Annotated in this window: 11 protein-coding genes; 5 read left to right on the top strand and 6 right to left on the bottom strand. The window is 74.0% G+C overall.

Features of this window, described 5'->3' with window-relative positions; translation table 11 throughout:
* Nucleotides 1–4: 4 nt before the first annotated feature.
* Nucleotides 5–2,794, top strand: a complete 2,790-nt coding sequence (locus tag ACF059_RS10870; RefSeq protein WP_392054429.1) for a SpoIIE family protein phosphatase — start codon at nucleotides 5–7, stop codon at nucleotides 2,792–2,794.
* Between the two features lie 77 nt (nucleotides 2,795–2,871).
* On the opposite strand, the gene ACF059_RS10865 is transcribed toward ACF059_RS10870, so the two are convergent.
* The 3 genes from ACF059_RS10865 to ACF059_RS10855 all read right to left on the bottom strand — a co-directional run bounded on the left by ACF059_RS10865 (nucleotide 2,872) and on the right by ACF059_RS10855 (nucleotide 7,271).
* The gene (locus ACF059_RS10865; protein WP_392054426.1) at nucleotides 2,872–4,941 is read right to left on the bottom strand and encodes a SpoIIE family protein phosphatase; all 2,070 of its coding nucleotides are present in this window, start codon (nucleotides 4,939–4,941) and stop codon (nucleotides 2,872–2,874) included.
* A 142-nt stretch (nucleotides 4,942–5,083) separates the two neighbouring features.
* Complete coding sequence (locus ACF059_RS10860; RefSeq protein WP_392054423.1) at nucleotides 5,084–6,301, bottom strand: aromatic amino acid transaminase; 1,218 nt, start codon at nucleotides 6,299–6,301, stop codon at nucleotides 5,084–5,086.
* Nucleotides 6,294–7,271, bottom strand: a complete 978-nt coding sequence (locus tag ACF059_RS10855; RefSeq protein ID WP_392054420.1) for a DMT family transporter — start codon at nucleotides 7,269–7,271, stop codon at nucleotides 6,294–6,296. The genes ACF059_RS10860 and ACF059_RS10855 overlap by 8 nt, the downstream gene beginning before the upstream one ends.
* Nucleotides 7,272–7,404: 133 nt before the next feature.
* Here ACF059_RS10855 and ACF059_RS10850 point away from each other — a divergent pair, with 133 nt between their 5' ends.
* Nucleotides 7,405–7,872, top strand: a complete 468-nt coding sequence (locus ACF059_RS10850) for an Lrp/AsnC family transcriptional regulator (RefSeq protein WP_360889309.1) — start codon at nucleotides 7,405–7,407, stop codon at nucleotides 7,870–7,872.
* Between the two features lie 12 nt (nucleotides 7,873–7,884).
* On the opposite strand, the gene ACF059_RS10845 is transcribed toward ACF059_RS10850, so the two are convergent.
* Nucleotides 7,885–8,421 carry an O-acetyl-ADP-ribose deacetylase gene (locus tag ACF059_RS10845; protein WP_392054417.1) on the bottom strand — a complete coding sequence of 179 codons (537 nt, stop codon included), beginning with the start codon at nucleotides 8,419–8,421 and terminating at the stop codon, nucleotides 7,885–7,887.
* 110 nt (nucleotides 8,422–8,531) lie between these two features.
* On the opposite strand from ACF059_RS10845, the gene ACF059_RS10840 reads away from it, so the two are divergent.
* The 3 genes from ACF059_RS10840 to ACF059_RS10830 are packed head-to-tail and all read left to right on the top strand — an operon-like array spanning nucleotide 8,532 to nucleotide 10,980.
* Nucleotides 8,532–9,335 carry an alpha/beta fold hydrolase gene (locus ACF059_RS10840; protein WP_392054414.1) on the top strand — a complete coding sequence of 268 codons (804 nt, stop codon included), beginning with the start codon at nucleotides 8,532–8,534 and terminating at the stop codon, nucleotides 9,333–9,335.
* Entirely contained in the window at nucleotides 9,335–10,621 is a 1,287-nt protein-coding gene (locus tag ACF059_RS10835; protein ID WP_392054411.1) for a PP2C family protein-serine/threonine phosphatase, read from the top strand. Before ACF059_RS10840 ends, ACF059_RS10835 begins: the two co-directional genes overlap by 1 nt.
* Nucleotides 10,618–10,980 carry an STAS domain-containing protein gene (locus ACF059_RS10830; protein WP_392054408.1) on the top strand — a complete coding sequence of 121 codons (363 nt, stop codon included), beginning with the start codon at nucleotides 10,618–10,620 and terminating at the stop codon, nucleotides 10,978–10,980. The genes ACF059_RS10835 and ACF059_RS10830 overlap by 4 nt, the downstream gene beginning before the upstream one ends.
* A gap of 36 nt (nucleotides 10,981–11,016) precedes the next feature.
* On the opposite strand, the gene ACF059_RS10825 is transcribed toward ACF059_RS10830, so the two are convergent.
* Nucleotides 11,017–12,435, bottom strand: coding sequence for a phytoene desaturase family protein (locus tag ACF059_RS10825; RefSeq protein WP_392054405.1), 1,419 nt, complete (start codon nucleotides 12,433–12,435; stop codon nucleotides 11,017–11,019).
* A gap of 279 nt (nucleotides 12,436–12,714) precedes the next feature.
* A complete protein-coding gene (locus ACF059_RS10820; RefSeq protein WP_392054402.1) occupies nucleotides 12,715–13,539 on the bottom strand; it encodes an inositol monophosphatase family protein in 825 nt (274 codons plus the stop codon).
* Nucleotides 13,540–13,551: the final 12 nt, after the last annotated feature.

Below are 13,551 nucleotides of genomic sequence, written 5' to 3'. Positions count from 1 at the left end.
GCTCATGACGGGACGTTTTGGTCGCCAGCCGACCGGGTGGGGCTCGCGCCTTCTCGCGCGCCTGTCCCGGTGGGGGCGCAGCGTCGCCGGTCAGGTCTTCGCCCTCCAGGCGGTGATCGTGCTGCTCCTGATCGCCGCGGCCGCGGTGGCGCTGGTGGTCCAGGCCCGGTACGACAGCCAGCGCGACGCCCGTCACCGCTCGCTCGCGGCCGCCGAGGCCTTCGCGCACGCGCCCGGTCTGCCCGAGGCGCTGAAGTCGCCGGATCCGACCGCCGCGCTCCAGCCGCTGGCCGAGGCGGCCCGGCGGGGCTCGGGCGTCGACTTCATCGCCGTGATGAACACCGAGGGGGTCCGCTACACCGACTCGCGGCCCGAGCTGATCGGCCAGAAGGCCACCGGGGACCTCGACCGCGCCGTCGCCGGGGAGTCGTTCACCGAGACCTTCACCGGGGAGCCGAGCGACGCCGTCCGGGCCGTGGTCCCCGTCCGGGACGCGAGCGGCGCCGTCGTCGGCCTGGTCGGCACCGGCATAGAGGTGGCCAACGTCTCCCAGGTGGTCGAGGGTCAGCTGCCGCTCCTGCTCGGCGCCGCGGCGGGCGGCCTGCTGCTGGGCACGAGCGGCGCCGCCCTGGTCAGCCGGCGGCTGCGCCGCCAGACCCGCGGGCTCGGGGCCGCCGAGATGACCCGGATGAACGAGCACCACGAAGCCGTCCTGCACGCCGTGCGCGAGGGCGTGCTGATCATCGGCGCCGACCGGCGGCTGGTCCTGGCCAACGACGAGGCCCGGCGGCTCCTCGACCTGTCGGCCGAGGCCGAGGGGCGGCCCGTCGCCGAGCTGGGCCTGGACCCGCGCACCACCGAGCTGCTGGCCTCCGGCCGGATCGTGACGGACCTCGTCCACCTGGCGGGCGACCGACTCCTCGCCGTCAACGTACGGCCCACCAAGCCGTTCAAGGGCCGCCCCACCGGCCACGTCGTGACCCTGCGCGACTCCACCGAACTCGCGGCGCTCTCCGGCCGGGCCGAGGTGGCCCGCGGCCGGCTCCAGCTGCTGTACGACGCCGGGGTGCGCATCGGTACGACCCTGGACGTGGTGCGGACCGCCGAGGAGCTCTCCGAGGTCGCCGTCCCGCGCTTCGCGGACTTCGTCACGGTGGAACTGCTGGATCCGGTGCTGCGCGGTGACGAGCCCTCGCTGGTCAACGGCGCCTACACCGAGATGCGCCGGGCGGCCATCTCCGGGATCCGCACCGACTCGCCGCTCCAGCCGGTCGGCGACGTCATCCGGTTCGTCGTGCCGACGGCCCCTATGGCGGCGGCCCTGGACGCCGGTCACGCGGTGCTGGCGGCCGATCTGCACGCGGCCATGGGCTGGCGGGCCCAGGACTCCCAAGGGACCCGCGCGGCCCTGGACTACGGGCTGCACTCGCTGATCTCCGTACCCCTCCAGGCACGGGGCGTGGTCCTCGGCATGGCCAACTTCTGGCGGGCCGACACCCCGGAGCCCTTCGAGGAGGAGGACCTCTCCTTCGCCGAGGAGCTGGGCGCCCGCGCGGCGGTCTCCATCGACAACGCCCGCCGTTTCACCCGCGAGCACGCGATGGCGGTGACGCTCCAGCGCAGCCTGCTGCCCCGGGTGCTGCCCGACCAGAGCGCGGTGAACGTGGCCTTCCGCTACCTGCCCGCGACGGCGGGGGTGGGCGGGGACTGGTTCGACGTGATCCCGCTGCCCGGCGCCCGGGTGGCGCTGGTCGTCGGCGACGTCGTCGGGCACGGGGTGCACGCGGCGGCCACCATGGGCCGGCTGCGGACCGCCGTGCACAACTTCTCCACCCTGGACCTGCCGCCCGACGAGCTGCTGGGGCACCTGGACGAGCTGATCAACCGGATCGACCAGAACGAGGCCGGGGACGGCGGGGCCGCGCAGGAGGGCAACTCCGACGGGGTGGCCGGGCCGGCCGGGATCACCGGCGCGACCTGTCTGTACGCGGTCTACGACCCGGTGTCCGGGCACTGCTCGATGGCCAGCGCCGGACACCCCGGGCCCGCGCTGATCCGCCCCGACGGGCAGGTGGAGTTCCCGGAGCTGCCCACCGGGCTGCCGCTCGGCGTGGGCGGCATGCCCTTCGAGGCCGCCACGTTCCGGCTGCCCGAGGGAAGTCGGCTGGTGCTGTTCACCGACGGCCTGGTGGAGGACCGCGACCGGGACTTCGACGCGGGCCTGCGGCTGCTGGGCGATACGCTGGCGCGGCCCGGCCGCAGCCCCGACCAGGCCTGTTCGGACGTGCTCGCGGCGATGCTGTTCCCGGTGCCGAGCGACGACATCGCCCTGCTGATCGCCGACACCCGGCGGCTGGAGGCCGACCGGATCGCCGAGTGGGAGGTGCCGGGCGAGCCCTCGGCCGTCTCGCGGGTGCGCAACGCGGGCTCGGCGCAACTCGCCGCATGGGGCCTGGAGGACGTCTCCTTCACCACCGAACTGATCCTCAGCGAGCTGGTCACCAACGCCATCCGGTACGGGAGCGCGCCCGTCCGGGTGCGTCTGCTGCGCGACCGCAGCCTCATCTGCGAGGTCTCCGACGGCAGCAGCACCTCCCCGCACCTGCGGTACGCGGCCACCACCGACGAGGGCGGGCGCGGGCTGTTCCTGGTCGCCCAGTACGCCGACCGGTGGGGCACCCGCTACACCGACCGCGGGAAGGTCATCTGGGCCGAGCTGCCGCTGACCGGGGGCGCGGAGCCGCAGGCGCCGGCCCCGCTGGACCTGGACGCGCTGGAGGACATGGCCTGGTGACCTGTGCCTCCCGGCGCGGGAGGCCGGGCGTCGGGGCGTCAGGGCGTCAGGCCGGGCGCGTCAGGGCCGCCGCCGGGTCAGGGCTGAGGTCGGGTCCGGGCCAGCAGCATCGCCACGTCGTCCTGCTGGGCGTGCGGCAGCAGCCGCTCCAGGATGCCGTCGCACAGCTCCTCCAGCGGCTGCCGGGCCCCGCGCAGGGCCAGTGCCAGCTGGGCCATGCCCTCGTCGAGGTCCCGGTCCCGGGCCTCGATGAGGCCGTCGGTGTAGAGCACGAGCAGGCTCCCGGCGGGCAGCCGCACCTCCTCTGTGCGGAAGTCCTGGCCGCCGGTGCCCAGCGGGGTCCCGGGCGGCCCGTCGAGGAAGGTGATGCTCCCGTCGGTCGCGACCACGGCCGGCGGGGGGTGGCCCGCGCGGGCGACGACGCAGCCGCCCGTCGCCGGGTCGTGCACGGCGTACACGCAGGTCGCCATCTCGTCCTCGCCCAGGTCGGCCACCACGGCGTCGAGGGAGCGGAGCATCTGCGCCGGGGGCACGTCGTGGCGCGCGAGGGTCCGTACCGAGGTCCGCAGCTGCCCCATGACCGCCGCCGCGTGGATCCCGTGCCCCATCACGTCCCCGATGACCAGCCCGGTGCGGCCGCCGGGCAGCGGGATGGCGTCGAACCAGTCCCCGCCGACGTCGTGGTCGCTGGCCGGCAGGTAGCGCCCGGTGAGTTCGAGGCCGGGGACCTCGGGCAGGGCGCTGTTGGTGAGGCTGCGCTGGAGGGTCAGGGCGGCGTGCCGCTGACGGGTGTACATCCGCGCGTTGTCGATGTTGAGCGCCGCGCGGGCGACCAGCTCGTCGACGAGCACGCAGTCCTGTTCGTCGAAGGGCTCGCGCTCGCGCGTCCGCGTCACCGCGACGGCGCCGAGCACGGTGCCGCGGGCGACCAGCGGGACCAGGCGGGCCGAGCCGAGGGTGGCGAGGTAGGCGCGCAGGGCCTGGGCGCGCGGAGAGGTGATGAGCGCCGGGATGTCGGAGGCGTACAGGTTCATGGGCCGTCCCTCGGCGATGACCTGCTCGTAGACGGTGCCCGGGGGGATCTGGAAGGTCTGGCCCGCGGCCAGTTGCGCGGTCGGGGCCGACGGGTCGGGGAAGTGGGCCGCCAGACGGCGCATGACGCCGGCCGTGGAGCCCGCCGTCCCCCCGCCCTCGTCCGGGCCGAGGACCGCTTCCAGCAGCTGGACGTCGGCCGAGTCCGCGAGCTGCGGTACCAGCACCTCCACGATCTCCTGGGCGGTCTGGCGGAGGTCCAGGGTCGTACCGATGCGGGTGCCCGCCTCCGCCAGCAGGGCGAAGCGGTGCCGGGCCCGTTCAGCCTCGGCCTGGGCCCGCTGGCCCTCGGTGATGTCGATGAGGGAGGCGATCAGGCCCAGGCGCCGGCCGGAGCCGTCCATCAGCGGGGCGTAGGAGCAGGACCAGGTCCGGTCGTGCTCGGGGTCGGCGGGGGTGCGCCCGGTGCGGCGGACGTCGACGACGGCGGTGCCCCGGTCGAGCACCTGGCGCATGGTCGCCTCCAGCGCGGTGGCGTTGACCCCGGGCACCACCTCGGTGAGGCGTTTGCCGAGGTGCGCCGCGGCCGAGACGCCGTTCATCCGGGCCAGGGCGTCGTTGACCCGCAGGAACCGCAGGTCGGGGCCGAGGGTGGCGAGGCCGATGGGCGACTGGGTGAAGAGGCTCTGGAGGGCCGCGAGGGAGTCCCGCATGTGCAGGACCTCGGAGGTCTCCACGGCGATGAGCATGGCCCCCGTACGGCCCTGCGGGTCGACGGCGGGGACGATCCACATCTCCATCCGGACGCGGTGGCCGTCGCGGTGGCGGACGGGCAGGGTCCCGACCACGGTCTCCCCGGCCTGGACCCGCCGGGTGAGCTGGTCGGCGAGCTCGCGGTTGGCCTCGGGGACGAGGACGGAGGTGCCGGGGCGGCCGAGGATGTCCTCGGGGCGGTGCCCGAGCAGGTCCTGGGCGGCCAGGGACCACTCCACGATGCGGCCGTCGGCGTCCTCCCGCCACAGGGCGATGGGCAGCAGCTCGCGGAGCACGCCGGCGTACCCGACAGCCGCCACGGGCTGGTCGGGCACCTCGCTCGTCGACTGGTAAGCGTCCAATGCACCGACCTCACCCCGGGGGGCCTGATTCCTACCGATTCACCCTATCCGAGGCCCGGGCGCGGGGCTCCGTGTACGGCGATCAGCGGCGGGTACGGTGAGCGGCCCCGGGGCCGGTGGCCGTACCCGGGCCCCGCGTCCCTCAGAGGATGACCGGCCGGGGCGCGTCCGCCGCGCCGAGGACCCCCGCGATGCCCTGCGCCAGGCAGGGGATCCGGTGTGCCGGGATGCCCGCGATGTTGATCCGCCCGGAGGTCGTGCCGTAGATCGCGTACTGCCGGCGCAGGCGGAGCATGTCGTGCGGGGTCAGCGGCAGCATGGAGAACATGCCCTTCTGCCGGGCGAGGGTCCGCGCCTGCTCCTCGCAGCCGAGGTTGCCCAGGTGCGCGGTCAGGTCGGCCCGGTTGGCCGTGATCCGGTCCCGCATGACGTCCAGCTCCGCCCGCCAGGCGGCCCGCAGCCCGTCGTCCTGGAGGATCGTGGTCACGACGGCCGCGCCGTGCTCGGGCGGCATCGAGTACAGCGTCCGGGCGGCGTTCTGCAGGGCCGTCTCGGCGTTGCGTACCGACCGCTCCGTGGCGCCGAGCACGATGGCGCAGCCCACGCGGTCGCTGTAGAGGCCGAAGTTCTTCGAGCAGCTGACGGCGACCAGCATCTCCGGCACGCGCGCCGCCAGCATCCGCGTGGCCAGCAGGTCGGCCTCCAGGCCGTCGCCGAGCCCGTGGTAGGCGAGGTCGACGAAGGGCACCCAGCCACCTCGGACGGCCGACTCGGCCAGCGCCTCCCAGTCGTCGAGGAGCGGGTCCACGCCGGTGGGGTTGTGGCAGCAGCCCTGGAGCAGGACGACGTCGTCGCGCCGGGCGTCGCGCAGGTCCCGCAGCACGCCGGCGGTGTCGAATCCGCCCTCGCGGTCGCGCCAGCCGAAGGTGCGCACCCTCAGCCCGGCGGCCTCCAGGATGGGCCGGTGGTTGACGTAGGCGGGGTCGCTGATCCAGACCGTGGTGCCCGGGCGGGTCCGGCAGATCAGATCGGCCAGCAGCCGCAGCGCGCCGGAGCCCGCGACGGTCTGCACGGCGGCGGCCCGGTCGGCCGGTCCGCCGGGGGCGGTGCCCAGGACCAGGTCCAGCAGGGCGCGGTTGAAGGCGGCGTTCCCGGAGAGGCCGCGGTACTCCTTGGACTCGGAGCGCTGCGCCAGGCGGAGCTCGGCCTCGCGCACGGCGGCCATGACGGGCGTGGTGCCCGTCTGGTCGCGGTAGACGCCGAGGACGAGGTTCAGGCGCTCGGGCCGGTCGTCGTCACCGAACTCGTACGTCAGGTCCCACAGCGGGTCGGTGGGCGGCGGGGGGAGGAGCTCAAGCATCTGCGGGAACCTTGGGTCGGGGCCGGCGGTTGGCGAGGACGACGCCGGCGGTGATGAGGGGGACGCCGACGAGTACGGCGAAGGTCGGGGACTCGCCGAGCAGGGGGACGGCGAGCAGGACGACGGCGACGGGGCTGAGGCTGCCGACGACGGAGCTGCGCTCGGCGCCCAGCCTGCGGATGGCGAAGGCGTACAGCAGGCCGGCGCACAGTCCGACTCCGAGGCCCTGTACGACGAGGAACAGCGCGATGTCGCCGCCCGCCGCGTGGGCGATGCCGGTAGGGAGCACGCCGGTCAAGGCGAGGAGTCCGATCACCGCGAAGGAGGGCAGGCAGAGCAGTCCGATCGACCCGACGGGGTCGAGGTCGACTTCGCGCAGGCCCACCGTGTAGAGCGCCCACAGTCCGCTGGCCACCAGCAGGATGCCGGAGCCGGCGAGCACGTCGGTGTCCACCGGGACCACGTAGCGCCAGACGAGGGCGGCCACACCGGCCGCGATCAGCGCGAGACCGGCCGCCTGTGTCCCGCGGGGGACGCCGTGCCCGCGCCGGATCATGATCGCGGAGACGAAGAGCGGGACCATCCCGGGGACGATCGAGCCGACGAAGGCGGCGGAGGTCAGGGCGCCGCCGTGCATGGCGGCCAGGAAGAAGGGCACCCCGGCACCACAGATGATCTTGGCGGCGGCGCCCGGCCGCACCGCCGCGATGCGACGGCGGCGGCGCCACAGGGCGGGGAACAGGACGACGAGGGGCACCCCGAACCGCAGCAGGGCGGCGTCGGCGGGCAGCAGGGAGGAGGCGCTCAGGGCGCGGGCGCTGAGCGCGAAGGCCGCCCAGATGGCCACGGTCACCAGCAGTGCCAGCATGCCCTCGGCCTGGGGGGAGAGCCCGCGCCGGCCGGGGTGTCCGGCCTGCGGGCCCGCCGCACGGGGAGGCGCGGCCGCCGGGGAGGTGTTCGTCGCGACCAAGGGAATTGCTCCAGCCTCTGGGACCGGGCCGGTCCGGCCCGTCCCGGGCAACGTTAGGGCGTGGAGCGGGGCAGCCGATTGCCAGTTCTGCTCCTCGGACATACGTTTGGGGCAGAATCTGCCAAGGAGAGCCATGGACGCAGTCGATCTGCAGATCATCCGGGAGTTGCAGGCCGACGGACGCCTGTCCAACCAGGACCTCGCCGACCGCGTACGGCTGTCCCCGTCGCCGTGCCTGCGCCGCGTACGGCGGCTGGAGGAGGCGGGCCTCATCCGCGGCTACACGGCCATGGTCGACCAGGTCGCCTTCGGTCTGCCGGTCACCGTCTTCGTCCGGATCCGCCTGGAACGCCACACCGCGCAGGCGGTCCGGGTGTTCGAGGAACACGTCGCGCTCATCGAGCACATCCAGGACTGTTATCTGATGGCGGGCAGCAGCGACTACCTGCTCCGCGTGGTCATCGAGGACCTCGAAGCGTACGAGGCCCTGGTGCGCCACCGGATCCACGCGATCCCGGGCATCGCCTCCATCGAGTCGAGCTTCGCGTACGGCAGCGTCAAGCAGTCCCGTACGTACCCCCGCCCGCGCCCCCGCGGGTAGCCGCAGGGGGTCCTATCCGGCGTCCGCGGCGTCCCCGTCGTCCCCGGCCGCCTCTTCGAAGGCGGCGTAGGCGGCCGCGTCGAAGAGGACGAACCGCACCTCCTCCACCTCCGTCCGGGCCTCCCGTACGGTCCGCACCGCGATCCGGGCCCCGTCGTCCATGGGCCAGCCGTAGATCCCGGTGGAGATGGCCGGGAAGGCGACCGTGCGGGCCCCCAGCTCGTCGGCGACCCGCAGCGATTCCCGGTAGCAGGAGGCCAGCAGCTCCGAGCGGTCCTCCTCGCGCGACCAGACCGGGCCCACCGTGTGGATCACGTGCCGGGCGGGGAGCCGGCCGGCCGTGGTGGCGACGGCCCGGCCCGTCGGCAGGCCCTTGCCGTAGTGCGAGCGGCGCAGGTCCTCGCAGGCCGCCAGGATCTCCGGCCCGCCGCGCCGGTGGATGGCCCCGTCGACCCCGCCGCCGCCGAGCAGCGAGGAGTTCGCGGCGTTCACGATGGCGTCGGCCGCCTCGGCGGTGATGTCGCCCAGGACCAGGGTGATGCAGACCATCGCTTTCCCTTCGGGATCGGACCTGCGGGGGCGCGCCCCCCACCCGGCCATGATCAGGGAAGCACAGGGCGGCCGGAGACCGCTTGCGTTCCGGATGACAGGATGGCGCGATGGACATCATGCGGAGGAACAACGTCAAGGTCAGCGGTTCACTCGGCAACCCCGTGATCGTGCTGGCCCACGGGTTCGGCTGCGACCAGAACATGTGGCGCCTGGTGGCGCCCGCGCTGGCCGGGGAATTCCGGGTGGTCCTGTTCGACTACGTGGGTTCGGGCGGCTCCGACCCCTCCGCCTGGAACGACGAGCGGTACGCGTCGCTGGACGGCTACGCCCGCGACGTGATCGAGGTCTGCGAGGCCCTGGACCTGCGAGACGTGACCTTCGTGGGGCATTCGGTCAGCGCGATGATCGGGGTCCTCGCGGCGGCGGCCGCCCCGGAGCGGCTCTCCTCGCTGGTCATGGTCGGCCCCTCACCGTGCTACATCGACGACGACACCTACCGTGGCGGCTTCAGCGCCGAGGACATCGACGAGCTGCTGGAGTCGCTGGAGTCCAACTACCTCGGCTGGTCGGCCGCCATGGCGCCGGTGATCATGGGCAACCCGGAGCGTCCGGAACTGGGAGAGGAGCTGACCAACAGCTTCTGCGCCACCGACCCGGCCATGGCCCGTGTCTTCGCCCGCACCACGTTCCTCTCCGACAGCCGCCGCGACCTGAAGTCGGTGGGCGTGCCGACGCTGGTGCTGGAGTGCTCGCAGGACGTGATCGCACCGCGCGAGGTCGGCGCCTACGTCCACGCGGCCATCCCCGGAAGCCGCCTGATCACCCTGGACGCGACGGGCCACTGCCCCCAGCTGAGCGCCCCCGAGGCCACCACGTCGGCCATCAGGTCGTTCGTCCGGAGCCTGCGGTGATGTGCCGCACGGCGCACGACCCGCCGCCACCGGAGGGCGAGAAGGCCGCCACCGACGCCGCGTTCACCACCCTGCTGGAGGACACCGCCGACGAACTCTACGAGTCCGCGCCCTGCGGCTACCTCTCCACCCTGATGGACGGCACCATCGCCAAGGTCAACGCCACGCTCCTGGACTGGCTCGGCCTGACGCGCGAGGACGTCGTGGGCCGCAAGCGCTTCACCGACCTGCTCACCGTCGGCGGCAAGCTCTACCACGAGACGCATTTCGCGCCCCTGCTGCGCATGCAGGGCAAGGTCAGCGAGATCGCGCTGGAGCTCAAGGGCTCCGGCGGGAGACGGCTCCCGGTCCTGATCTCCTCGACGGTCAAGACGAGCGGCGACGGCGAGCCGATGCTCATCCGCACCACCGTCTTCGACGCACGACAGCGACGCGCCTACGAGAACGAGCTGCTCCGCGAGCGCCGCGCGGCGGAAGAGGCACGCCGCCAGGCCGAAGCGGACCGGGAACGGCTACGGGAAGCACTCGCGGTCCTGCAACAGAGCCTGCTGCCCGCCGCCCTGCCCGCGGTACCGGGGATGACGGCGGCCTCCTACTACCACACGGCCTCCGTCGACCGGCTCGGCGGAGACTTCTACGACCTGTTCCCGCTGGACGACGAGCGCTGGGCGTTCTTCCTCGGAGACGTCTGCGGCAAAGGCCCCCAGGCCGCAGCCGTGACCTCCCTGACCCGGCACACCCTGCGCGCCGCCGCCCTCCACGACCCCGACCCCGCCGCCGCGCTGGCCACCCTGAACACCGTGCTCCACGAGCAGTTCACGAGCGGGGACCCGCGCTACTGCACCGCGATCTTCGGCGTGATGGAACACGACGCCACCGCCGGCACGACCGCCGTGCGCCTCGCGTCCGGCGGCCATCCCCCCGCTCTCGTCCTGCGTGCCGAGGGACGGGCCGACTACCTCCCCACCCCCGGCGGTCTCCTCATCGGCGTGCTGCCCGATCCCCCGTTCACCTCCGCCGAGACCACACTGGGCCCCGGCGACACCCTCCTCCTGTACACCGACGGCCTCACGGAAGCCCGCATCGGCCCGCACCGCGAGCTCTACGGGGACGACGCCCTGCGCTCCTTCGCCGTCGGCTGCACCCACGGCGGGGCGCAGGAGCTGATCACCGCCCTCACCGGGCTCCTCGCCGGCTTCGGCGAGGGACTGGACGACGACACCGCCCTCCTCGCGCTGGGCGTGCCGCGTCCCCCAGCCGTTCCGCGCGGACACGAGGTGACATGAACTCCCTGACGATCACCACCAGAGACGCCCCGACCGGTCCCGTCATGGAGATCGCGGGCGACCTCGACTTCGACCAGGCGCCGCGCCTGCGGCAGACTCTGGTCGCGCTCAGCCTGCGACCGGGCCAGCTGCTCGTCCTGGACCTCTCCGGCCTGCGGTTCTGCGACTCCAGCGGCATCGCCGCCCTCATCCTCGCCCGCAACCGTGCCGTGGCCGCCCGGGCGGACATCGCCCTGGCCGCGGTCCCCGCGGGCACGGCCCGCGTCCTGGGCATCGTCGGCCTCGACCACCTCTTCCCCATGCACTCCGACGTGGACGCGGCCACAGCGGTCCGACCGGGCACCCGGGCGCCCTCGTAGACCCGCGGTACGGGGCGTACGGCGGGGCGTGCGCGGTCAGGGAAGCCGGCGCAGGTGGCGCCAGACCGCCTTGGCGGCGTTGTGGCCGGACATGCCGTGCACGCCCGGGCCCGGCGGGGTCGCCGAGGAGCAGAGGAAGACCGCCGGGTGCGCCGTCGTGTACGGGGAGAGGGTGAGCTTGGGCCGCAGCAGGAGCTGGAGCCCCGAGGCGGCCCCGCAGGCGATGTCCCCGCCGACGTAGTTGGGGTTGCGGGCGGCGAGCTGGGGAGGTCCGGCCGTGGCGCGGGCCAGGACCAGGTCGCGGAAGCCCGGGGCGAAGCGCTCCAGTTGGCGTTCGACGGCGTCGGTGAGGTCGCCGTCCCAGCCGGCGGGGACGTGCCCGTACGCCCAGAACACGTGCTTGCCCTCCGGCGCCCGGCCGGGGTCGGCCAGGCTGGGCTGCGCCGTGATGAGGAAGGGGTTACGGGGGGCCCGGCCGCCCGAGGCGAGTTGCAGCGCGGCGTCGATGTCGCGGGTGCGCGGTCCGATCTGGACGGTGCCGGCGCGGCGCGGCGCCTCGGCGGTCCAGGGGACCGGGCCGTCCAGCGCGTAGTCGAGCTTGAACACGGAGGCGCCGTACCGGTAGCCGTCGTAGACGCGGCCGAGGCGGGCGATCCGGGCCAGTGCGGTGGGTGAGGTGTCGAAGACGTAGGCCCGGGCGGGCGGGAGCTCGTCGAGGCGCTTGACCTCGAAGCCGGTGTGGACGGTGCCGCCGAGGTCGCGGAGGTATCCGGCGAGCGCGTCCGAGAGGGACTGCGACCCGCCGCGCGCCATCGGCCAGCCGTTCGCGTGCGCGGCCAGGGCGAAGGTCAGGCCGACGGCGCCGGTGCCGATCCCGCCCAGCGGTGCGATGACGTGGGCCACGAGCCCCGCGAACAGGGCCCGCGCCTTCTCGTCGCGGAAGCGGCGCAGGAGCCAGGTGGAGGGCGGCAGCCCGGCGAGCCCGAAGCGGGCGAGGGTGAGGGGATCGCGGGGCAGCGCGGTGTTCGGCAGGGACATGAAGTCGCGCGCCAGGGTGTCCCACTTGCCGAGGAACGGCCCGACGAGACGCCGGTAGGCGCCCGCGTCGCGCGGGCCGAACGAGGCCGCCGTCTGCGCGACCGAGCGCGACAGGACGGCGGCCGTACCGTCGTCGAAGGGGTGCGCCATGGGCAGCGGGGCGTGCAGCCACTCCAGCCCGTACTGCTTCAGCGGCATCGTGGCGAAGACCGGCGAGCCGGCGCCGAGCGGGTGCACCGCCGAGCAGGGGTCGTGCCGGAAGCCGGGAAGGGTGAGCTCCTCGGTGCGGGCTCCGCCCCCGACCGTGTCCGCGGCTTCGAAGACGGCCACGGAGAAGCCGCGCCGGGCCAGTTCGACGGCGGCGGTCAGCCCGTTGGGCCCCGCCCCCACCACGACCGCATCGAGAATCGACGGCACTTGCGACTCCTTCGTCTCCGGCGGCGCCTGCGCCCTCAGGATATGGCGCCGGACACGGCGGGGCGCACACCCGTGACTCCGGGAACACGAACCCGCGGCGGCTCGTGTCAGAGGACTAGGTCGTCTCTTTCGGATCTTGTCGGTCGAGCCCGCGTCGTCCGGTGCCGTGCATCGCAAGGCGGAGGGGCGCCCGAGTACTGGACGTACTCGGGCGCCCCGACAACGCGGCGAGGCGCGGTGCCGGGCGGCGCGGGCCCGGCAAGATCCGAAAGAGACGGCCTAGGCGCCCCGGAGCAGCGCGAGGACGCGGGCGGTCGTGGGCTCGTCGCGGCCGACCGCGAACGGCAGCGCGTTGTCCCGGTCCACTCGGAAGGGGACCCCGTCGACGGTGCTCTGGGAGCCGCCGGCCTCGTCGACCAGCAGCAGCCCGGCCGCGTGGTCCCAGGCCGAGGGCCAGGTGAAGGCCAGGCCGTCCACCTCGCCGCGGGCCACCTTCAGGTACTCCAGGCCCGCCGAACCGCACGGCCTCGCCGCCACCCCGGGCACGTCCAGCCGGCCCAGCGTCCGCTTGTCCGCCTCGGAGGTGTAGAGCGGGTGGGCGACGGCGACCCGCAGGTCGGCGCCCGGCTGCGGCGAACCGCTGTGGAGCCGCTCGCCGTTGACGTACGCGCCCTGCCCGCGCACGGCGGTCGCCAGCTCCTCCAGCGCCGGGGCGAAGGTCCAGGACGCGAGGATCTCCCCGCGGTGGGCCAGCGCGACGAGGGTGCAGAAGGCCGGGTCGCCGTTGACGAACTGCCGGGTGCCGTCCACGGGGTCGACGATCCACACGGGCGCGTCCGCGCGCAGCGCCCCGTACACCGTCGGGTCCGCGTGCACGGCCTCCTCGCCGACCACGGCCGAACCGGGCAGCAGCCGGGTCAGGGCGGCCGTGAGGTGCTCCTCCGCCTTGCGGTCGGCGACGGTCACCAGGTCGTGGGGACCGCTCTTCTGGACGACCTCGTGCTCGGCCAGCTGCCTGAACCTCGGCATGATCTCGATCGCCGCCGCCTTGCGGACGGCCTCTTCCACATCGGACAGGCCATGGGCCAGGAACTCATCGATCATGTCTCCAGCAAA

Origin of the sequence: Streptomyces sp. NPDC016562 (assembly GCF_043076955.1) — a bacterium.
In the GTDB taxonomy this organism is placed as follows: Bacteria; Actinomycetota; Actinomycetes; order Streptomycetales; family Streptomycetaceae; genus Streptomyces.
The sequence above is the reverse complement of the archived record's forward strand: the minus strand, read 5'-3'. Positions and strand labels throughout refer to the sequence as shown.

Excerpts from the sequence above, each read along its gene's own strand:
- ACF059_RS10835 (WP_392054411.1), top strand. The coding sequence starts at position 9,335 with ATGTGCCGCACGGCGCACGACCCGCCGCCACCGGAGGGCGAGAAGGCC.
- ACF059_RS10860 (WP_392054423.1), bottom strand. The coding sequence starts at position 6,301 with ATGCTTGAGCTCCTCCCCCCGCCGCCCACCGACCCGCTGTGGGACCTG.
- ACF059_RS10870 (WP_392054429.1), top strand. The coding sequence starts at position 5 with ATGACGGGACGTTTTGGTCGCCAGCCGACCGGGTGGGGCTCGCGCCTT.
- ACF059_RS10830 (WP_392054408.1), top strand. The coding sequence starts at position 10,618 with ATGAACTCCCTGACGATCACCACCAGAGACGCCCCGACCGGTCCCGTC.
- ACF059_RS10850 (WP_360889309.1), top strand. The coding sequence starts at position 7,405 with ATGGACGCAGTCGATCTGCAGATCATCCGGGAGTTGCAGGCCGACGGA.
- ACF059_RS10840 (WP_392054414.1), top strand. The coding sequence starts at position 8,532 with ATGGACATCATGCGGAGGAACAACGTCAAGGTCAGCGGTTCACTCGGC.
- ACF059_RS10820 (WP_392054402.1), bottom strand. The coding sequence starts at position 13,539 with ATGATCGATGAGTTCCTGGCCCATGGCCTGTCCGATGTGGAAGAGGCC.
- ACF059_RS10845 (WP_392054417.1), bottom strand. The coding sequence starts at position 8,421 with ATGGTCTGCATCACCCTGGTCCTGGGCGACATCACCGCCGAGGCGGCC.